The sequence below is a fragment of the Neobacillus drentensis genome, from assembly GCF_021560175.1.
GTDB lineage: Bacteria > Bacillota > Bacilli > Bacillales > Cytobacillaceae > Neobacillus > Neobacillus drentensis_A.
This window is the reverse complement of the sequence record NZ_CP091110.1, coordinates 6,134,981-6,157,729: the sequence shown is the minus strand read 5'-3', so window position 1 is coordinate 6,157,729 and position 22,749 is coordinate 6,134,981. Positions and strand designations below refer to the sequence as shown.

Sequence of the window (22,749 nt, the reverse complement as noted above, 5' to 3'; positions counted from 1 at the left end):
GCTTCAAAAGAAGCAGGAGAACCGTCCCTGTGTTTATTTCTTTACTTTCGTTAATTCTTTATTTAAGGTGAACATCATTTTCTCGGTAAATTGTTCGGGTGCCATGGAGGCGATGAAGTCGACTTGCATTCCTGCTGCCATTCCGTACATTGGATGTTCAGTGAAGTTACCTAAGTATTTTTCTAGGATTGCCTTTGTTTCTTCATTTTCCATTAACGCCTTGAAGGTATCACGAGTAGAGTAGACATCATCGGTGATGTTAATTTCTTCTATCTCGACATCTTCCATTTCCGGCATTTGGAACCAGTTTCCGACCACTCCGCCTGTATCTTCTTCGGGAGCTTCATAGCTTGAATTTGGCTCTGCTGTTTTCGTGAATCGAGCTGTATCCTCAAGAGTCATGCCGTCTTGGTTAGAAGTAACCTTGATTTCAGTGATTCCTTCTGCTAACCCCACGTTTTCAAAAACAAATACATGATTGTCACTTGTTTTCGTTTCAAGCTCTTTGCCATTTGCATACAGAGTTAGTTCATCACAGTTTGAATAAACCTTGATGGTAATTTGCTCTTCTGCTCTGTCAATGTAGCGCTTGCTCGTGATATGAACAAATTTCTCATCAGACCAGTTGGCTTTATACATGTAGAAGGCATCTTTCTTAATTCTGCGGTCATAGGTGATCAACCCTTTGTTGTTTCTGCCCTGTACGCCGCCTTCGTCGCGAATATTGGCCCCAAAATCAAACATATTCCACACATACGTTGACCATAGGTATGGACGTTTTGAGAAGATTCCCCATACTATTTCATGATAAAGAGCATGATATTCCTCTGAATAATCCTTTACCTGTGGAGTATTGGTGTGATATTGCAGGATTCCTTCTGCCCCGTATTCAGAAATGCCTAGAGGCACTTGCGGGTTGGTTTGATGGAAACCGTCTAGCCAATCAGCGAAATCCTCCGCTTTTCCTTGATACCAGCCGTAATACTTATTATACCCGACAACATCCGTCACATAATTGTATTCATCCTTATCAGGTACAAACATCACATTTGCCATGGTCGTTAAACGAGTGGGATCTTCTTTTTTCGTGAGCTCATTTAATTCATTGACAAGTCTTCTCAGCTCTGGGCGTTCTCCGCTGATTTGAATTTCATTTTGGATACCCCAGAACATAATCGATGGATGGTTGAAGTTTTGACGAATTAATTCAGTCATTTGCTGCTTGGCATTGATTCCTTCTAACTCATGTTTTGACATAACCGAGATAAAGGGAATCTCAGCCCAAATGACCATGCCCTCCTGATCACAAAGTTCATAGAAGTACTGATCATGCTGATAGTGGGCTAAACGGATTGATGTGGCGCCGACCTCTTTAATTAGTTCCATATCTTCTAGGTGTTCTTTTTTCGTAATCGCCCAGCCCATGTCTTTGCGGTCTTGGTGTCTAGATACACCATTTAATCGAAGTGATTCTCCATTTAAAAAGAAACCTTTCTCCGGGTCAACGTGGAAGTATCTGACTCCAAATGGGATGTTTAGTTCATCAACAGTATCGTTAAAGCTGACCAATGAGATCTTCGTTTCATAAAGATAGGAGTTCTTTCTTCCATTCCATAAGGTAGGGTTTTCAATCATAACAGGAATCGCTACTTCTGTTGTTTCACCTGCTGCTAGAAAAACTTCCATGGCCCCGTAGGCTACATTTTTACCATTAGCATCTAAGATATCTGCCCAAACTCTTACTTTTTTTTCAACATCAAGGTCATTGACGACCCTAGATTTGATGGTTAAAGCAGCACTCTCATTTGAAACATTCTCTTGAACAATATAGACACCTTTGGAACCATAATCGAGTAAATCAAAGTGAATTGAATTCGCAATCACAAGATTGACATCGCGATAAAGCCCGCCATAGAAAGTGAAATCGGCCATCTGTGGATACACATCATCAACAACGGTATTATCAACTTTGACGGAGAGGGTATTCTTTTTTCCAAACTCGACGACATTTGTAATGTCAAAGCGGAAAATTGAGTAACCGCCGCGATGTTGTCCAAGATGTTGTCCATTCACATATACATCCGTAATACTATTAGAGCCATTAAACTCAATATATACTCTATTTCCTTGTTCTAATGCATCTACTAAAAATTCTTTTCGATACCAGCAGGCACCTTTATAATAATCAAAGCCATTGGCACCATCGATGGCATTCCAGGTGTGAGGAACCTGAACTTCCTGCCAATTATCTGTATTAACGTTTACTGCACTTGCATTCTCTTCATCTTGTCTAATAAATTTCCAATTAGCATTAATATTTAAGACCTTTCTCATTTTGCTTCCTCCTAAATATCGTTTCAACCAAATTCATTATAGTATACGCTTTCGATAGATAATCATACAAATTTGACCTTATTAGCATAAATATTGCATTTTTTCTTTTGAAAGGTTTTAATAGTAGAAATAGATTAGGGAGGAAAAGAAAGATGAGTCTATCGATAGAAATCACTAAAAAAGGAAAGCTCCTTCATTCGATTACTTATTTAGATGTAAAGATTGTGGGCCGCGAAGGCAAGATCATCTTTCAAAAATCGCAAATTCAAACACCCTTGCTCCTGCAACCCTTCGCTAATGATGAGCAAACCATGAATGAAAAGTTGATGAAAGCAGAGAACGAACAGTATTTTCATTATATAAATAGCATTGGGCTTGAATACTTAGCAGCCGGGATTTGGAGTAATAATCACTATCAGGGATTTATTGTTTTGGGCCCATTTTTATCTAGTATTCCTTCTAATGAGCTGATTAGTGACCTTATCTCAACACATAAATTCCCAATTAGTGAGCGGAAACAGCTTCAAGATTATTATCAATCACTTTCAATTATTGGCAGTAACAAATCTACCTATCTGGGGGACCTGCTGGTTAACATGTGTCAACATTCCTATATTGAGGGTAAATTAGTGAACACGGAAGTTCGTAAGTCAGCGGAAAAGGTTGAAAAAGTCCTTTACGAAGAAGATAAAAATTTGATTGAGGAGCGATATAAAGCAGAAAAAGAATTAATGAGGGCGATAGAAAAAGGTGATATGGAGGAAATCGGCAAGTTATCAAAGGAAGTTAAGGGGATGATGGACTTTTCAGACCGTATTCCCGAGAGTCCCTTTCGTTCGGCTAAAAACCTACTTTTTGTCTTAAATACCATATGCCGGATTTCAGCTGAAAAGGGCGGCCTGCAGCCCCTTGTTGTCCACTATGTGTCAGAAAAATTTGCGATTCTTATTGAAAGAGCCCCAAATCTTCCATACTTAAAAATATTAGCATTCGATATGATAAACGAATATTGCGGTCTCGTTCAGAAATACTCAAATAAGGATTTCAGCATGATTGTAAGAAAGGCAGTCGATTATATCCATTCAAATCTTGGGCAGACATTAACCCTTAAAGAAATTGCAGCCAGCATCCATGTCCATCCTTCTCACTTATCCCGCAAATTTAAGCAGGATACAGGCAAAAGTATCATTGACTACGTAAATCAAAAAAGAGTCGAGGAAGCTATGCTCCATCTACAAACCGGAACCGCAGCAGTTACAGATATCGCCTTAATCGTCGGATACAATGATTTGAATTATTTTACGAGAGTATTTAAGAAAGTCACGGGACAAACCCCTTCGGAATATAAAAAAACAGAGGGACGGTTCTCTTGCTTCCAATGAATGAAGCGAGGAACCGTCTCTCTGCGTATGCTTTTGCTTATGAAATAGAAGCAAGAGAACCGTCCCCTTGCTTCTAATCTATTAAGCTAATCTCATTTTAAAGTCTTGATAGCCAAATTCGCGAACGATTTCACAATCGCCATCTGGTTTTTGTACGGCGATTGCTGGTAATGGCATACCGTTAAAGGTTGTGTTTTTTACCATCGTATAGATGGCCATGTCGCCAAAGACTAATCGGTCCCCGCTCTTTAAGGGCTCATCAAAGGAGTAATCACCGATGACATCGCCTGTTAAGCAAGTTTGCCCGCCAAGTCGATATGTGTATGGTTTTTCGCCTGCTTCACCTGATCCAACTAGTGGCGGACGGTAAGGCATTTCCAAGACATCCGGCATATGGCAGGTTGCAGATGTGTCAAGAATAGCGATATCCATTCGGTTTTGATGTAAATCCAGCACAGAGGTAATGAGATAACCGGCATTAAGAGCAACGGCCTCTCCTGGCTCAAGATATACCTCTAATCCATATTTATCTTGCATTCTCTTAATACAAGCCTCAAGTCGAGGGATATCGTAATCTTCTCTTGTAATATGATGACCGCCGCCGAAATTGATCCATTCCATTTGCGGAAGCCACTCTCCGAATCGTTCTTCCACTGCATTTAGAGTGGTTTCTAAATCGTCAGAGTTTTGCTGGCAAAGGGTGTGAAAGTGAAGACCGGATACACCCTCAAGCAGCTCAGGGCGAAAATGGTCTCTAATAACACCAAATCTGGAACCTGGAGAACATGGATCGTAAATGGCATGTCCAATTTGCGTAGAGCATTCCGGATTGATTCGTAAGCCCACTTTTCTGCCAGCTTTTAAAGCCTTATCTTTAAATTTTTCTAACTGTGAGAAGGAATTAAAGATAATATGATCACAAATTGAGATAATTTCATCTATTTCATCGTCACGATAGGCAGGGGCAAAGACATGATTTTCTTTGCCCATTTCCTCGTAACCAAGACGTGCTTCGAATAATCCGCTTGCTGTGGTACCACTTAAATACTTTCCAATGAGGGGATACATTGTTGTCATAGAAAATGCCTTCTGGGCCAAAACAATCTTAGCACCTGTACGCTCAATCACACCGTTCAGGATTTTCAGGTTTTTTTCAACAAGACTTTCGTCTACGACATAACATGGTGTTGGTAAATCTTCAAACCGCATTTTATTTAATTAGCTCCGCTTCTTTTTTCTCAGCTGGCTCATCATCAACAAGAACTGGATTAAAGTCTTCTACCCATGGAAGTCCCCATTTGTTTAACTCTTCCATGAATGGATCTGGATCAAATTGTTCAATATTATAAACTCCAGCTTTGTTCCATTTACCAGTTAGGATCATTGCTGCACCGATCATCGCAGGAACACCAGTTGTATAAGAGATGGCTTGTGAGCCTACTTCTCTATAGCACTCTTGGTGATCACAAACGTTGTAAACATAATAAGTTTTATCTTTTCCATCTTTTTTCCCTCTGAAAATACAGCCGATGTTTGTTTTACCCACTGTACGAGGTCCAAGAGAAGCAGGGTCTGGCAATACAGCCTTAAGGAATTGAAGTGGAATGATTTGCTTTCCTTCAAATTCAATTGGCTCGATTGAAGTCATTCCCACGTTTTCAAGAGCTCTTAAGTGTGTAAGGTAGCTTTGGCCGAATGTCATGAAGAAACGGATTCGCTTAATTCCTGGGATGTTCTGAGCAAGAGATTCAAGCTCTTCATGATAAAGCAAATACATATCTTTTTGGCCAACTTCAGCAAAGTCATAAACACGCTTGATTTCCATTGGCTCTGTTTCAATCCATTCGCCATTTTCCCAGTAACGTCCATTAGCAGAAACTTCACGAATATTGATTTCAGGGTTGAAGTTTGTAGCGAAAGGGTAACCATGGTCGCCGCCGTTACAGTCAAGAATATCGATATATTCAATTTCATCAAAATAATGTTTTAGAGCGTAAGCAGAGAATACGCCTGTTACACCGGGGTCAAAGCCGCTGCCTAATAGTGCTGTAATGCCAGCTTTTTCAAAGCGCTCGCGGTAATCCCACTGCCATTTGTATTCGAATTTTGCAGTATCTTCTGGCTCATAGTTTGCTGTATCCATATAGTGTGTCTTTGTTGCAAGGCAAGCATCCATAATCGTTAAATCTTGATACGGTAATGCTAAGTTCATGACGATATCTGGTTTTACTTCATTAATTAACGCGATTAACTCATCTACATTATCTGCATTCACTTGTGCAGTTGTAATTTTTGTTTTGCCGCCATCAAGTTTGGCCTTTAATTCATCACATTTTGATTTTGTACGGCTTGCGATACAAATCTCTTCAAATACTTCGCTGTTTTGAACACATTTGTGGATGGCAACAGATGCTACGCCGCCAGCCCCGATAATAAGCGCTTTTCCCATTTTCCTATCTCCTAACCTAATAAATTTTTTAGCACAACTAAATTCCGTAACAACAAAAAAAGCAAGTGCAAAACGCAGGAATTAATTGCGCACAACACTTGCTTTGATATATTCAATATTAAAAATCAAGTATATCCATGACAAAAGGTCATATCTATACTCTACCAAGTCATCAAACATTTTGGCAGAAAGCTTTTTAATATTTAACATATATCATTTTAGGATCAGAGTCTATATAGCAAATAATCACTTTTACCACTCTTATTGACCGTTTCACAAGTTGTGTGCATGTGCACTGGTTGTAAAGTAACCAACTTATAAAATTTGAGCTTTTAACTCAATCAATAAGGCAACCAAAGTTGCCAATCGGCAGTTGACCCGGCTGTCCGTATGGCCTTAACTTCCAAAGAAGTGGTCAAGGTTATCTGCTTGGAAAGATCCAGATATATTTAAATATTTGCTTTCCAAAATCATGCTACTTCATGTTAGCAGTATATAAAAATAATTGCAAGAGGAAATTTTAAAAAAATATATAAAAAAGGTTTCACCAAACTTACATGAGCTATTTTGCCCGATGAACCGTAAGTTTAACCTTGTTTGTTTCACACATAAAGGTAGAGAGATGGACAGGTTCATCAGCTGCATTGAATGAGATCTTTAAAATTTTAAAAAGATTAGCCCCAATATCGCATTCCAACCATTTAGCATAATCTTTTGTAGCACCGATAACATCAATAATTTTGTCATTACTGACAATTTCCGTTTGGTAATCGTTCAAAAGAATTTTATAGGTTGATTCATTTCCAACAATTTTCTTTTCTAAATCTGGGAATCGAATTAACGAGAAATGGGCAATATCATAAAACAGAGGGCGATCATTTACATACATTAGCCGCTCAAGTTCCAAAATGGGGCTTCCTTCCTCAATTTTAAGATATTCTGCAATTTCCTCAGTTGCAGGTATGACCTCACTTTTTAAAATTCGAGAATTAGGGGTCATGCCAAGCTGATGACTGAACTCTGAGAATCCGCTTACAGATATTAACTCGTTATGAAACTTTTTTGAGGTAACATACGTTCCTCTCCGTGGAATACGTGTTAATGTACCATCCTTCACCAATTCCTCAATTGCCTTTCGGATGGTAATCCGGCTTACATTGTAAATTTCACAAAGTTCAGCTTCAGTTGGGATTTGTTCATCTGGTTTATACTTACCTTGCTGGATATCATTTTTCAACATTTGCCTTATTTGCATATAGAGTGGCTGGGGGGTAGAAGGATTTAAATTCATTACCTGCTTCATCCTTATCAAACAATAAATTTTACTATCTATTATACATCTATAGCCTAGTCCTAGTCACCATGCACCGAAATATTGAATCGTTTTTGCAGCTGTTTCCGTACCGAACTGTAAGCATTCGTTAATGGTACAGCCTTTCAATATTCCATAAATAAAACCTGAAATAAAAGAGTCTCCTGCTCCCATTGTATCAACTACATTCTCTTCTATCACACCATATTGGTAATATTGCTGCCCATCATAGGCAAGAGAACCATTTTCGCCTAATGTTGCCACAGCAACTTTTGAACCAAGGCTTATAATTTCCTCTAAATACTGACGTATATAGGCATCATCTTCTGTATAGGAAAAAAAGGCATAATCGACAAACGGTGGTAAGGTTTTTACAAGGGGATCATCTAATTGGTTTGAAAAATCAAATGAAGTAAGCAGCCCCATTTCTTTAAATGCAGGATAATAGTGCTCCACATGTCCCCAAATTCCAGCATGTACGCATTTGTGTGTTCCGATAAAAATAATTTCTTCCGGGGTTAAGGTAAAGTCAGCCATTACACCTTCAACGTATTCTCCAAAGTTGCGATCATTGTCAACTAATTCAACATAGGTGACCGCTGTTTTACCTTCCTTTTGAGAAAGATGAGTGGTATCTACACCCTTGAGTTGAATTGCACGAATCATTTCATTACCGTATGAATCAGACCCAACCCAGCCAATATAGGACGATTCAGCACCTAAGCCTTTTAAATAGACAGCAACATTGACGGGATTTCCTCCAGGATAGGCCTTCCCGTTTGCTAGATAAACATCCATGCAGTTATCTCCGACAGCAGCTATTTTCATTGTTATATCCCCACTTTTCCTTTTTTAAGAAGAAACGAGCACTACGAGTAGTGCTCATTCATCATTTCTAATATTCCATTTGGCGATAGTATCTTCTAAGCTCTAACGAATGGTTCCGTTCACGCTCAAGATAAACACTGATCCTGCTTAAAACGGACCAATTAATGCTGACAGCAAAGTGTTTTCGAAATTCCTCGCTGATCCCTTCCATCTCGAAATCTTTTGTATCAATAATCGTTACATTCTTGGTTATACTTTCAACAAATCTTTCTACACGATCGATAAGAGGCCTTGTTTCATCTTCCCCCTTAAGTAAAATTACACTTGTATCCTCGACGACAAGTTCAAGCGTACCGTGGAAAAACTCAGCAGCATGAATGGATTTAGCATGGATCCATTGCATTTCCTCTAAAACACACATCGCATAGCAATAAGTATTTCCCCATAAATTACCGGAACCCACCATCATATGATAATCTGTATCTTTATGTTTGATTGCAAATTCTTCTGCTTGTCGATCAAAAGATTTAACAGCATTCAGAATGGCACGTGGGAGTAAATTAACTTCCTTCGTAAATTGCTCATATTGAGGAAATTCATCATGGTTATACATAAATCGGAAGATAACCATGTAGAGAAGCAGATAAAAAGTATCAAAAGAGTGTTTTTCTGAACCTGTAGTGATACAGTAGTCGACCATTTTTGTTAATGGTGTATACGGTTCTGCGACTAAAGCAATGGTTGTCGCTCCTTTTTCTTTACAATACTCGGCAGCGGCAAGGGTCTCCTTCGTTGTTCCAGAAACAGAGGTAAAGATACAAACGGAATCTTTACTAAAATGCTTATGGTTCATAACCATAAACTCCGCTGCAATTTCTGCATGAACGTCAATCGTAGAGTTTGATTTTAGAATATATTCATAAGGATACATCATGGCAATGGTTCCGCCTGCACCGATTAGGAAAATGTTCTTGTAGCCTTTTTGGCAAATTTCATCAACAAAACTTTCAATTTCCCCTCTAAATGCAAGGCCCTCTTTTTCAACTAGCGTAAGGAATAATTCTTCATCAAATTTCAACATGGACTTGGTCCTCCTTTTATATGGTGGAAAAATCTTATTTGTTATGTCTTGTATTATAACCAGTTACAACAAAATGTGCAATGTGTATTTGAAAAAATGGCTGTGTTAAAGGCAATTGTTGATTTTTAGCAAGTTGATTGGAGCGGAAGGCGGCGAAGACTCCTCGAAAATGCTATCGCATTTCCTTCGTGCGTGGGCGGATTCAAGGATGCAAATCCAAAGTCCTGCGGGAGTACGGGCTAGGGGAGACCCCACAGGCGCAAGTGCGCCGAGGAGGCTCCCCGGCACGCCCGCGGAAAGCGAAGCCGCCTGGAGCGGAAATCAACATTCAAGATTAACACAGCCCCAAAAATAGGAAGTTAGTATTTGGATCTAACTTCCTATTAATCAAGTCATGCCACTACATCATTGCCCTTGCTACTTGCGGACCCATACCTTTTATTCCAGTAATAGTAAACAGGAAGTCCGGTTGCAATCACAATAAACGCTGCAATCATACCTTGCCAAGGAGCCCAAGTGAAGGTTCCCCAAGCAAGCCATGAAGCACCAAGGATGGCTAAAATAGTAGTTAATTTCCACATTGGCATACGATAGATTGGGTTATAATCAGCCCGTTTACGGCATTTGTATACAGCAGCAAAGTCCAAAATATTAATAACAAGCTGAATGAGTGTGAAGTACCCAAGTAGGGCTGTTAAATTACTCATAAACACGAGAATACAAGCATACGTAACCTGAATAATAATTGAAAAACTAGGAGTTTCATATTTTGGATGGACCTTAGCAAACCGTTGAAAAAATAGGCCATCTTTTGCCATCGCATATTCCAAACGAGGTTGAAACATAATACAAGAGCTTAATGATCCGAGAATAACAATAATGGCAGTAATTGCGACAAAGGAAGAAGCAATGTGAGAAAGACCTGGAATATAACTCACTGCCTCTGAAACAGCAGCATTTGAATGAATTAATTTATCAAACGGCATTAAGCCGATGACACAAATGGCCAGCAAGGTGTACAAAGCTAGTACAATGAATACCGAGCTAATGAGTGCACGTGGGAGTATTTTTCCAGGGTTTTTAAATTCGCCAGCCATAAAGCAAATCGCTGCCATCCCTGTGTAAGCCCAAGTAGTTGCGGATACGCCTCCGATTAAACTTGTTTTTACAGCTCCATGCGCAGGTACATATGAAAAATTACCAGCTTTCATATACATCAACCCTAAAACAATGACAATAATAAAAGGAATGATCTTAACAGCAGTAATAATAACTTGGAATAGTCCACCTTCTTTTACACTTCGATAATGGATGGAGGTAATGACTAAGATGATCGCAACCCCTAGCAACTTACCGGCTATACCAGAAAAGAAAGGAAAAAAGCTAGCAAGGTAAGAAACAATTGCTAAAGCCATAATAGAAATGGAAGGGGGATCTAACGCCCAGAACGTCGCCCAACCGTATAGAAACGCAAGAGGTCTCCAACCGGCTTTATTCAGATATACGTAACCGCTTCCATTTTCAGGATAAGCAGTGGATAACTCTGCTAATACCATTACTTGCGGTATGGCGATCAGGCCGCCGATAATCCAGGCTAAAATTGAAATAGATGGAGTTCCTGCTGCTTTTGCAACATCACCGGATGAGACAAAGATACCTGACCCAACAGTAGTTCCAACCGCAATCGCTAGAGCAGACCAAAAACCCAGTTTTCTTGTAAGAGTGCCATTACTCATTAAGAGTTCCTCCAAATCCAGATTCTAAGATTCCCAATTCCTTTACTTTTTTCAATGATTTACTGAATGTACCAAGTGATGTTCATCCCGCAGATCTCATTTATCAGCCCCTTTTTAATTTGAAAACGTTTTATTTGTTATGTCTTGTATTATAATTAAACATTACATAACTTTCAATAGGGAATTTTAAATATATTCAAATAAATAGTTTCGTAACTTTTAATAGGTTATTTTTCTTTTAATTAGGTTGTTGTATTATTGCGAATTTTAATAGAAGGAGGCTCGGAAAAATTTTTTAAAACTTTTTTGGCGGTTGTTCTTTCATATGAGCTTATGAATCAGGTTAAAAAAATATAGGATAAGTAAATTTTAAGTTAATGATGTAGCTTTTTTGCAATAGTTTAATTGGGGCTGGATTTAATAAGCCTAAGGAGAACAAGCAATATTTCTGCGACAGTTTTTACTTTGTAGATAGACCAACTGAAAAAGAAGGTCCCTACTATCATAAGTCGCAAAAAAACCACAGTATAGAAGCAATTTTTACGCCCCATTTACCTGCTTGACCGTCGATTTTTTTTATCATAGGATGTAAATGTGAAATGATTCACAAGCGAATCTATAACACTTTGTTACTAATCAAAAAAATTTTTCAGCAATCTTGTGAAAAAATTCACAAATACTTTATGCCTATCAACATTAAGGCAGTTATTTATACCTCTTCTTGTGAAATTATTCACAAGTAATATCAAGGAGTGAACAGATATGTCAAAAGTAATTTCAGCGGTTAAAGCTGCCGAGCTGATCAAGGATGGAGATACAGTTGCAGCTACAGGATTCGGATTATCTTGCTGGGCAGAGGAGATGGGAATTTCGATTGAAGAACGTTTTTTACAAACGGGTCACCCTAAGAATTTAACAATTATGCACTCTAGTGCAGTTGGTAATCGCCGCGATAAAGGGATGAGCCACCTAGGTTATGAAGGACTAATAAAACGCTGGATTGGCGGAATTGCGATTGCCTCTCCAGGCATGGCGAGATTAATAGAGGAAGACAAATGTGAAGCATACAACCTGCCACAAGGTGTCATTACTCAGCTATACAGGGAAATTGCCGCAAAACGACCTGGTGTGATTACAAAGGTTGGCATGGGAACATTTGTCGACCCCCGCGTCGAAGGAGGAAAGATGTCAGCTTCTACTAGAGAAGACATCGTCAAAATCATAGAAATTGAAGGGGACGAGTGGTTATTTTATAAATCATTTCCGATCCAGGTAGGACTAATCCGCGGCACAGTAGCAGATGAGAACGGTAATTTAACCCTTGAAAAAGAAGGATTGCATATGGAGGTTCTCCCAGTTGCACAAGCTGTCCACAATTCCGGCGGTATTGTCATTGCGCAAGTCGAGACCGTTGCAAAAAATGGCACATTGAATCCAAAGGATATCAAAGTACCGGGAATTTTAGTTGATTATATTGTTGTTGCTAAACCAGAAAATCATTTCCAAACAGAGAATACCTACTATAACCCAGCATTTTCTGGGCAGGTCAAAGTTCCTGTTGAAGGAATTGAAGCCCTTCCACTTGATGAGCGGAAAGTCATTGCACGCCGTTCAGCTGCTGAACTAAAGCCTAATACCATCTTAAATCTTGGTGTAGGAATACCTGTTTGTGTTGGAACAGTTGCAGCAGAAGAAGAGGTAAGCGATCAATTGATGCTTACAACCGAAGCAGGTTCGATTGGCGGTGTTCCAGCCGGGTTGAAGGACTTCGGTCATGCCTATAACTCAGAAGCGATTGTCGACCATGACTCTCAATTTGATTTTTATGATGGCGGTGGTATTGACTTGTCCGTTCTTGGATTGGCACAGACTGACGAATATGGCAACGTAAATGTCAGCAAATTTGGTACTCGTGTAGCTGGCTGCGGCGGATTCATTAATATTTCTCAATCTGCTAAAAAACTAGTCTTTGCTGGAACGTTTACAGCAGGTGGTCTTCAAGTAAAAGTCGAGGATGGCAAATTGCAAATTTTACAAGAAGGAAAAGCAAAGAAATTTATTAAAAAGGTTCAGCAAATTACGTTTAGTGGTTCATATGCTTCACAAATCAATCAGCCAGTCGTTTATGTAACTGAGCGTGCCGTATTTGAATTGATTGACGGTAGAGTTACATTAACGGAAATGGCACCAGGTATGGATCTACAGAAAGACATATTGGATCAAATGGAGTTTACCCCGGTTATTTCTGCAGACCTAAAAGAAATGGATGCAGCCATGTTCCAAGAAAACTGGGGTAAATTGAAGGCTATTATTGAAGAGAAAAAAGCAACTAGAAACGAACCTGAATTAGTTTCAACTAGGTAGTGGTTTTGAAATAAGCTGGCGGCATGGCATATGTAAAGGGCTGCTGGCAAATCCAAAATTGGAAGGAATTAGTTAAAATGAAACTTAATCGTTGGAGCATTCTTATCGCGTCAACCATCATTAACATTTGTGTTGGTGCCATCTACGCTTTCAGTATTTTTGCAATGCCGTTAACAAACGTATTCCATGTCACTATGCCGGAAATCATGCTGGCTTTTACCATTAATGGTGCCATTTCGCCAATCCCGATGATCTTGGGCGGTAAATTGGTCGATAAAGGCGGTGCGAGAACAGCCATCTTCCTTGGCGGGGCGATGTTTGGCTTAGGCTTTATTTTATCAGGCTTAGCAACTGCACCATGGATGTTGTACATTACCTACGGTGTAATTACGGGAATTGGCCAAGGAATTGTTTACTCGGCTACGATTGGCAACTCCGTTAAACTGTTCCCAGATAAAAGAGGCCTTGCTGCCGGGATTGTCACAGCGGGCTATGGCGGTGGAACGATTGTTATCGCACCGATTGCCAATGCACTAATTACTAGCAACGGTGTCCAATCGGCCCTTATTACCCTAGGGATTTCATTTTTAGTTGTGATTTTAGGGGGAGGCTTATTCGTAAAAGCATGTCCAGCAGGGTTTATTCCAGAAGGATGGACACCGCCTGTAGTTAGCGGAGCAAATAAGGCTGGTATCAACATTCCTTGGACTGAAATGATTAAAAAGCCAATTTTCTACGTGATTGCAAGCTTGTTCTTAATCGGTGCTCTTTCCGGAATGATGGTTACGTCAAATGCTTCTGTTATTGGACAAACAATGTTTGGATTAACACCTGCAACAGCGGCATTATTCGTAAGTTTATATTCATTAAGCAACTGTTCTGGCCGTGTCTTCTGGGGAGCGATTTCTGATAAAATCGGCCGGACAAAATGTCTAATGGTTATCTATATTGTCATTGCTGCCATGATGTTAACGATTGCCTTATCCACTTCTGTGGCGGGCTTTGCGGTTGCCATTATCGGTATTGGCTTATGCTTTGGCGGTACAATGGGTATTTTCCCTTCCATTGTGGGTGAGAAGTTCGGAATGAAATATTATGGCATCAACTATGGAGTGACCTTTATTGGCTACTCAGGCGCCGCATTCTTTGGCCCTAGAATAGCTAACTCCGTTGCAGCAGCAAATGGTGGACAGTTTACAAATGCTTTTTATATCGCGTTAGTGATTTCACTTATTGGTTTCGCATTAACCTTTATTTTTAAATCATTGGAAAAGAAACAACTAACTAGCCCAACTAATTCAAAAGTGGCTTAATCATAAATCAAAGAGACTTTTAGGAGGAAATGGACATGAGTATTACAACATTATTAGGAATTAAATATCCGATTTTTCAAGGCGGTATGGCACAAATTGCGCTTGCTCCGCTTGCAGGAGCTGTATCAAATGCTGGTGGATTAGGAATTATCGGTTCTGGCGGACTTACAGCTGACCGCCTCCGTGAGGAGATTAGAAAAACAAAAGAAATTACCAATAAACCATTCGCTGTTAATTTAATGTTAATGATGAAAAACATCCCTGAACTTATTGAAGTTGTTATTGAAGAAGACGTAAAAATTGTCACAACGGGTGCAGGAACACCTGCTCCATATATGCCGACTTTTAAAGAACATGGGATTAAAGTTATCCCTGTTGTTCCTTCTGTAAAAATTGCCAAGAAAATGGAAGCGCTAGGTGTGGATGCGATTGTCGCAGAAGGTACAGAGGCAGGCGGCCATGTTGGTGAAACAACAACCATGGCGCTCTTGCCGCAAGTAGCCAGTGCGGTTTCGATTCCAGTCGTGGGAGCGGGCGGTATTGCCGATGGCCGCGGTATTGCAGCAGCCTTTGCCTTAGGCGCACAAGGTGTTCAAGTAGGAACTCGTTTCTTAGCAACTGTTGAGTGCCCAACACATGAAAACTTCAAACTTGCGGTTATTAACGCAGATGATACAAGCACAACGGTTACAGGCCGCAGCCTTGGCGGACCAGTACGCAGTATTAAAAACAGCATGATTGCAGAATTCCTAGAGCTTGAAAATAAAAATGCTTCCCGTGATGAACTAGAAAAGATTTCATTAGGCTCTTTACGTAAAGCGGTGTTCGAAGGAGATACAGATCGCGGGTCTGTGATGGCTGGACAGATTTGCGGGTTAGTCAATGAAATTACAACGGTTGAAGAAATGATTACCAGCATGTTTGCAGAAGCACAAGAAGTGTTAAATAGATTAGGAAAAATAACAGTGTTGGAAGAAGAAAAAGAGTTAGTGTTCGCTTAAACCTTAAAAGTTAAACAGCACCTTAAGATCTAGGTGCTGTTTTTTTTCGTTTTAAATGGAATTGTCATAATATATCCACTGCCTTGATAGTGCATTTTCATTATAATGAAAGAATCAGAATGGTAGGATGGTGTTGATCTAGATGAAGAAAAAGTTGATTGAAAAAGCTAAAAATAACTTTAAGGTTCAGGATATCAACGAGTTACCTTCCACACTATTTGTTACGGACGGAAAAGGAAATATACTCATCTCGAATGAGTTTACTGCACTGACTCTTGGTATATCGCTAGATGAATTGTTAAAAATGAACGTTCAAGATTTAGTAAAAGCAGGTTATTATAAACGGTCTATTACCATGGAGGCAATTGAAACAAAGCAAAGGGTATCCAGGACGGTGGATACGAATCGAGGATTTCATATCAAGTCGACATCCATCCCGATTTTACAAAAGGATGGTGAGGTCCAGCTTGTTGTAACGACTTCAAATGAATATAACGGAAAATTCCCGATCTTCAATGTCGACCCTACTATCTTAACGATCAATAATAAAAGTAAAGAAGATAAAATAGACACAGGAGCTGAGATTGGTTTTGTCGCTGAGAGCTTATCGATGAAACAAATTGTCAAGGTCTGCAATCAAATTGCCTCTTATGATAGCAAAGTCTTAATCTACGGTGAGTCAGGAACTGGAAAGGAGGTAGTGGCACGCTACATCCATCGTAAAAGTGACCGTTCTCAAGGCCCATTTGTCACCATTAACTGTGCGGCCATTCCACCTCACATTTTTGAACAAGAACTGTTTGGCTATGAGAAAGGTGCCTTTGCTGGGGCAGATACGATGAAGAAAGGCATTATTGAGTTGGCCAATGATGGATTTTTGTTTTTGGATGAAATCGCCGAAATGCCGCTCGATCTGCAGGCCAAATTGCTGAGGGTAATTGATAATAATGAAGTAAGACGAGTCGGCGGTGTACAAAATGTGTCCATTAATTGCCGAATTATTGCCGCGACCAATCGGGACTTGTGGAAGATGGTTAAAAAAGGGATGTTCCGTGAGGATTTATATTATCGAATTAACGTCATTCCTATCCATATTCCTCCGCTTCGAAACCGAAAATTAGATATTGTCGGATTAATTTCCTATTTCTTAGCAGAATTTAATGAGAAGTATCATGAACAGCTCGTCCTTAGTGCGGACGAATTTCAAAAAATGCTTAAATTAGATTGGCCTGGGAATGCCAGAGAACTAAGGAATTATGTCGAGCGTTTGGTTGTAACAGAACAGCAAAATATAAAGCAGGCTGCTGAGGAATCGGTAACGGATTGGTTTGCGATTGATCATTTTATAAAAAATAATCTGGATAAGCAGTCTACATTAAAGGATTTTACATCTATTGTTGAAGGGCGATATATTAAGCATGTTCTCGGAATGTTTAATGGAAATGCGACTGAGGCAGCGAAAAAACTAGGGATTGACCGTTCGGTTATTTATCGGAAGTTGAAGAAGATGGAGAGTGTTCTGGAAGAAGGCCGAATGTAATAAAAGGATGAACCAAAATGATGGTGGTTCATCCTTTTTAATGGATTTAGAAAGTATAAAAATTCACTTTGAAAATTGTCCAGCTCCAGCGCCCTAGCGGCTAGTGTCCTTCGCGCTCCGCCCTACGATAAGTCAACATCGAATCGCTGTCGCTCTTCGTGTTTCCTTTATCTCAGTTGGAGCACTCCACAAGGAACGCTTCGGCAGCATAAGCATCGCACGAAGGAAAAGCGATAGCTTTTCCGAGGAGGCCATACGCCGCTGACCAGGGCGCTTGCGCTTTTCTTATTACCATTCCCGAGGATGATAGTTAAGATCATCGAACAATTGCTCTTTTTCCTTTTTGGTTAAATCCCGCCACTGGCCTATTGGCAATTTCCCCAAATGGATATTCATGATCCTTGTCCGCTGCAGTCTGGCCACCTCATAGCCTAAGGCGGCACACATCCGGCGGATTTGCCGGTTAAGTCCTTGGGTTAGGATAATTTGAAAGACATACTTTGAAAGCTGTGTGACTTTGCATGGAAGTGTTTTGGTATTTAAGATTTCCACTCCGCCAGCCATTTTCTTAACAAATTCAGCGGTAATCGGCTTATTTACGGTAACAATATATTCTTTTTCATGCTTATTCTCTGCGCGAAGAATTTCATTAACAATATCTCCGTCATTTGTTAGCAGGATTAGACCGTCTGAGTCCTTATCCAGTCTGCCAATATGAAAAATCCGCATTGGGTGATTCACAAAGTCAACGATATTTCCTTTTATATGCCTTTCAGTTGTACTTGTAATTCCAACTGGTTTATTTAAGGCAATATAAACATATTCTTTCTTAACTTGAATAGGACTCCCATCAATGCGAACCAAGTCACCAGGCTCTACTTGGCTGCCCATTTGAGCGACCTGGCCGTTAATGGTGACCCTTCCCTCGCTAATTAACTTATCTGCTCCTCGTCTAGAGGACTTTCCCGACTCACTAATAAATTTATTAATCCTCATAATAACCACAACCTTAAGTGGAATAGTCACTTAAGAATAACCTACTTTTATTATTCTTTTCAAGCTGTCCAACTGGTGCCTGTCACCATTACTTCTATTTGCACTCAGTTTAACAAAAAATGTCGAATGAATTTTTGATAGATTTGTAAACTATTAAAATGTTTCTATCAAATTGTGACAAAAATTTCCTCTTTGAAATGTTATTGTAATGTAAAATACATATATATATGGGGAGATGCAAATGAAGAAGTTATCGATTATTTTTGTTTTGCTTTTTAGTATCTTTGTCTTTACTACACCAACAGATGCAGCAGGCAGTTCCCAATTAATTATTATTAACAAAAAAATTAACACTCTTGCTTTCTATGATGGTGGAAAGTTAGTAAAAACCTTTAAAGTGGCAACTGGTAAAACAAGAAATCTAACCCCAGAGGGAAAATTTAGAATTGTTATCAAAATGGTTAACCGTCCATATTATAAGGGGCATATTCCTGGCGGTGATCCACGTAATCCATTAGGTGACAGATGGATGGGATTAGAAGCAAGGGGTACATATGGAACAACCTATGGCATACATGGAAATGCAAATGAAAGCTCAATTGGAAAATATGTAAGCCATGGCTGTGTACGGATGCACAATCAAGAGATCCGCTGGCTTTACAGCCGAGTTCAAAATTATACGCCGGTTGTCATCACATACTCTACTAGCAGTTTTGACGCCATTGCCAAGGCAAACGGAGTCAATGTTAATGTTCCAAATGGCTGGGTTCAAAAGAATGGACACCGGTATTATTATGTAAATGGAACACTTAAATATGGCTGGTTAACAATCAGTGGAAAAAAATACTTTTTTGATCATACAGGAGCGATGAGAACAGGCTGGGTAGTAACTGGAGGAAAGAAATACTACTTAGATCCATTTGGAGTTATGAAAACAGGGTGGCTAGTAACTGGAGGAAAGAAATACTACTTGGATCCATCAGGAGTAATGAGAACAGGATGGGTAGTAACTGGAGGAAAGAAATACTACTTGGATCCGTCAGGAGTAATGAGAACAGGATGGGTAGTAACTGGAGGAAAGAAATACTACTTGGATCCATCTGGAGTGATGAAAACAGGCTGGATAGTAACTGGAGGAAAGAAATACTACTTGGATCCATCCGGAGTAATGAAAACAGGCTGGTTAGTAGCTGATGGAAAGAAATATTTCCTTGATCAAACTGGAGCCATGAAAACGGGCTGGGTACGAGTAGATGGAAAATCGTACTACTTTTATCCTTATCCTAACGGAGTCATGGCAGTTAATACCGTCATTGATGGCCGTAAAATCGGACCAGATGGTGCATGGCAGCAAGTTCAATATGTGGCGTTAGGAGATTCTTTAGCAGCTGGTATGACTCCTCTTGGTGTAGATCGAATTCCAGTTAACGGAGTAGATTTAGATTGGGGCTATCCAAACTACCTTGCTGAATCCCTCAAAACGGAATTTGATGTAGTTGATTTTGATAACTTTGGTGTATCAGGTTATAAAACGTCAGATGTGATTGCTCAATTAAATAAGGCAGATGTTCAAAAGGAAATTAAAGAGGCCACACACGTTACAATTGACATTGGAGCCAACGACATACTTCCTGTTATTCAACAGAAGGATTCTACTATAGCTCAGGCACAGGCTGCAATTACTGCAACAGCTGCAAATATTAACACTATTTTAAGTAAAATTGATCAATTGAATCCTAAGGTAAAGGTATATGTAATGGGCTATTATAACCCATTCCCTTATATCACAGATGCGGTACAGAAGGCACAGTTAGACCAGTTATTACTTGGCTTTAACGGTCAAATCCAGACACAAGCTGTTCAACATAGTGATACATTTGTTCCGACCGCACAAGTGATTAACGTAGCTGACTTCCAAAATTACCTTCCAAATCCACAAAACATACACCTAAGTCTTTTAGGTTATCAAGTAGTTGCTGGTGAGTTCTGGAAAGTGATTAAATAGTTTAATAGATGATTAGGCACCCCATGCAGGGTGCCTAATTTTTTTATTGACGAAAAAATACTTTTACTCTTTATGTTTACGTTTATCGTGAACATGTAAACATATTGTATACATAGTGTTTACGTTTTTGTGTACATGTATACATATTGTATACTTAATGTTTACAACTATGTTTACGTGTATACAAACCTGTACGCATTCACTTATAGCAAGATGTATACAGGTTTGTATTAATTGTTTACGTATATGTTTACATTATCAACAAGTTTACAGATTGATTACTTCTTTAAACTTTTATCTCTTTTAAAAAAAATTCGCAATGAAGAATCTAGCAATCTCATACTTTTGCTTTTCATTTGTGTGGACGTTAGCACAACTGTCGTCATTTTACACTCAGGAAGCAGCTTTGATGCAATTGTAAAGGTCAATGGTTGTAAAGTCAGTGTAAGTGTGAACGGGAGTGTTAGTAGTGGCGGGGACATGAATATACCAAATGGCTGGGTGAGTGCAGGAAATAAAAAGTGTTATTATCAAAAAATAAACAGCGAAAAGGGCTGGATTGAGGATAACAGTATAGCATATTCTCTAGGTCAAAAAGCAATCATGAAGACCGGATGGTTAAATGATAATGGCAAATGGTATTACCTCAATCAAAACGGTATCATGAATAATGACTTGGCTATTTTCCCATAGATAATCGGGACGAATCTGCCGATTGAGTAAGTTGAATATTTACATAAACAGGTTTCTACCCTTCCATACCCTTGAAAGAATAACTAGCTGGATAAGATACTAGGACAATTGGTATTATCTTTTTGAAAGCAAAGAAATGGCCTAAAATCCAATACTGGATGAACACACTGGTGTATCTTACCTTTTCCAATATATATTGACTTTTTGCCTGTATGATCATAGGATGTAGCAAGCTTTTTTTGCGAAAAAAATATTTTGTTTACAAGTATACATGAAAGATTACAAGTATGCATTATGTTTACAATAAATTTACAAAGTGGTTTACTTGTATACAAACTTGTTTGCATCTTGATTTAAAACGATGTAAACAACTTTGTATATACGTTTACATTATTGTGTACATTGCAGATGAGGTTTACAAATTGTTTACTTTTTTACACTTTTATTTCTTTTTAAAATTTGCATTGAAGAATCTATCAATCTCATATAGCCTTATAAGTAGAGAGACTTATTACATAAACTACTTAATATAATGAGAGGGAATGATATAGTATGACAAAATCCAGAGTTGCAGCAATTGATGTAGGAAATGACTCCATTAAGGCTATTTTCGGGGAACTAGAGTATGAATTGAATATACCTAACATTATCGCCCGAGATACAGAGGATCGCCCTGTTATCGGTATAGAAGAACTGGATAGTAAAAATCCTTTAGATGGTATTCATATCAAAGTTCACTCCCCTGCCCTCAAAGAGAACAACGCCGTTTACCGGGTTGGGAATTTAGCTACAAAAACAAATAATGCAACAGAATTAGATCCAGGAAGCAGCAAATCGGAAGAAGATCAAACCCTAATTATGCTTTTTACTACATTGGCAATGGATGCAGTTAAACAAGATAGTTTCCCACGTGCTAAGAATGTCATTGATGCATCCTATACATTAGGAACAGGTCTGCCCCTCCGTGAAGTAAAGGAAGGTAAGGATGCCGGCTACCGTTCAAGATTAGTTGGGAATGTTCACCAGGTTGAATTTTTGGTAACACCAAAGTATCAAGGATTAAAAGTTAATATCAAATTTAACGAGGTAAAGGTTTATCCGGAAGGCTTTGCCGCTTATATTAATCTTGTAATGGATAATAATTTAAAAATCATCAACAAGGATTTAATTGATAAGCGTATCTTAATTCAGGATATTGGCGGGTTATCAACTGATATCGCCGTAATTAAAAATCGAAATGTAGATGATGATAAGGCGCAGGGCTTTAACCTTGGGGTTTCGGAATCATTAGAATCCATTCGCGAGGAAATACGAATCAAGCACGGTGTTGAGTTGGATAGCCGCCGTGATGTGGTTGAAATCATTACAAGGAAAAATGATCGCAATCATATTATGGTCAAGGGAAGCAGGACAAGCGTCCACGATATTACAGATCGTATTTTACTTGATTTAGCCAAGAAACAATACCGGTTGTTACGAAATGTTTGGCAGAGAAATTCACAAACTGAAATCTGCTATTTTGTTGGCGGAGGATCCCATGTCTTAAAAGATTATCTCAAAACCCTTAATAATAATTTGGATGGTTATAATATTGAATTCTTTGAGGATGATAAAGAAAGCATTTGGATGATGGCCAATGCTTACTATAAGCTCATCATGGATTTTGTTAGAAAAACGGAGAAACCTAAAGAACCAATAAAAGCTAACTAGGTGAT

The 22,749-nt window shown here is 39.1% G+C and carries 16 protein-coding genes; 8 read left to right on the top strand and 8 right to left on the bottom strand.

What is annotated here, in order from left to right; translation table 11 throughout:
• Window positions 1-33 precede the first annotated feature (33 nt).
• Window positions 34-2,334, bottom strand: a complete 2,301-nt coding sequence (locus L1999_RS29070; RefSeq protein WP_235741685.1) for a glycoside hydrolase family 2 protein — start codon at window positions 2,332-2,334, stop codon at window positions 34-36.
• Between the two features lie 152 nt (window positions 2,335-2,486).
• On the opposite strand from L1999_RS29070, the gene L1999_RS29065 reads away from it, so the two are divergent.
• On the top strand, window positions 2,487-3,716 hold the full coding sequence (locus L1999_RS29065) for an AraC family transcriptional regulator (protein WP_235741684.1): 1,230 nt from the start codon (window positions 2,487-2,489) through the stop codon (window positions 3,714-3,716).
• Window positions 3,717-3,797: 81 nt separating this feature from the next.
• On the opposite strand, the gene nspC is transcribed toward L1999_RS29065, so the two are convergent.
• The 6 genes from nspC to L1999_RS29035 form a co-directional block, all read right to left on the bottom strand.
• Entirely contained in the window at window positions 3,798-4,925 is a 1,128-nt protein-coding gene (gene nspC, locus L1999_RS29060; protein ID WP_235741683.1) for a carboxynorspermidine decarboxylase, read from the bottom strand.
• A 1-nt stretch (window position 4,926) separates the two neighbouring features.
• Complete coding sequence (locus tag L1999_RS29055) at window positions 4,927-6,165, bottom strand: saccharopine dehydrogenase family protein (RefSeq protein WP_235741682.1); 1,239 nt, start codon at window positions 6,163-6,165, stop codon at window positions 4,927-4,929.
• A 562-nt stretch (window positions 6,166-6,727) separates the two neighbouring features.
• Entirely contained in the window at window positions 6,728-7,456 is a 729-nt protein-coding gene (locus tag L1999_RS29050) for a GntR family transcriptional regulator (protein ID WP_235741681.1), read from the bottom strand.
• Window positions 7,457-7,522: 66 nt separating this feature from the next.
• Window positions 7,523-8,305, bottom strand: coding sequence for a fructoselysine 6-kinase (gene frlD / locus L1999_RS29045; protein WP_235741680.1), 783 nt, complete (start codon window positions 8,303-8,305; stop codon window positions 7,523-7,525).
• A 67-nt stretch (window positions 8,306-8,372) separates the two neighbouring features.
• Window positions 8,373-9,386: an SIS domain-containing protein gene (locus L1999_RS29040; protein ID WP_235741679.1), complete on the bottom strand. Its 1,014-nt coding sequence runs from the start codon at window positions 9,384-9,386 to the stop codon at window positions 8,373-8,375.
• 392 nt (window positions 9,387-9,778) lie between these two features.
• Window positions 9,779-11,122: an amino acid permease gene (locus tag L1999_RS29035; protein ID WP_235741678.1), complete on the bottom strand. Its 1,344-nt coding sequence runs from the start codon at window positions 11,120-11,122 to the stop codon at window positions 9,779-9,781.
• 762 nt (window positions 11,123-11,884) lie between these two features.
• On the opposite strand from L1999_RS29035, the gene L1999_RS29030 reads away from it, so the two are divergent.
• From L1999_RS29030 to L1999_RS29015, 4 genes are all read left to right on the top strand, one after another.
• Window positions 11,885-13,486 carry an acyl CoA:acetate/3-ketoacid CoA transferase gene (locus L1999_RS29030; protein ID WP_235741677.1) on the top strand — a complete coding sequence of 534 codons (1,602 nt, stop codon included), beginning with the start codon at window positions 11,885-11,887 and terminating at the stop codon, window positions 13,484-13,486.
• 23 nt (window positions 13,487-13,509) lie between these two features.
• Entirely contained in the window at window positions 13,510-14,799 is a 1,290-nt protein-coding gene (locus tag L1999_RS29025; protein WP_235741676.1) for an L-lactate MFS transporter, read from the top strand.
• 35 nt (window positions 14,800-14,834) lie between these two features.
• Window positions 14,835-15,800 carry a DUF561 domain-containing protein gene (locus L1999_RS29020; RefSeq protein ID WP_235741675.1) on the top strand — a complete coding sequence of 322 codons (966 nt, stop codon included), beginning with the start codon at window positions 14,835-14,837 and terminating at the stop codon, window positions 15,798-15,800.
• A 154-nt stretch (window positions 15,801-15,954) separates the two neighbouring features.
• Entirely contained in the window at window positions 15,955-17,340 is a 1,386-nt protein-coding gene (locus L1999_RS29015; RefSeq protein ID WP_430540059.1) for a sigma-54 interaction domain-containing protein, read from the top strand.
• Window positions 17,341-17,628: 288 nt separating this feature from the next.
• Here the strand turns inward: L1999_RS29015 and rluF are convergent, their stop codons facing one another.
• Entirely contained in the window at window positions 17,629-18,336 is a 708-nt protein-coding gene (gene rluF / locus L1999_RS29010; RefSeq protein WP_430539996.1) for a 23S rRNA pseudouridine(2604) synthase RluF, read from the bottom strand.
• A 241-nt stretch (window positions 18,337-18,577) separates the two neighbouring features.
• Between rluF and L1999_RS29005 the strand changes: the two genes are divergently transcribed.
• The 3 genes from L1999_RS29005 to L1999_RS28995 all read left to right on the top strand — a co-directional run bounded on the left by L1999_RS29005 (window position 18,578) and on the right by L1999_RS28995 (window position 22,744).
• A complete protein-coding gene (locus tag L1999_RS29005; RefSeq protein ID WP_235741673.1) occupies window positions 18,578-20,341 on the top strand; it encodes an SGNH/GDSL hydrolase family protein in 1,764 nt (587 codons plus the stop codon).
• A 234-nt stretch (window positions 20,342-20,575) separates the two neighbouring features.
• Window positions 20,576-21,034, top strand: coding sequence for a hypothetical protein (locus tag L1999_RS29000; RefSeq protein ID WP_235741672.1), 459 nt, complete (start codon window positions 20,576-20,578; stop codon window positions 21,032-21,034).
• A gap of 552 nt (window positions 21,035-21,586) precedes the next feature.
• On the top strand, window positions 21,587-22,744 hold the full coding sequence (locus L1999_RS28995; protein ID WP_235741671.1) for a ParM/StbA family protein: 1,158 nt from the start codon (window positions 21,587-21,589) through the stop codon (window positions 22,742-22,744).
• Window positions 22,745-22,749 lie beyond the last annotated feature (5 nt).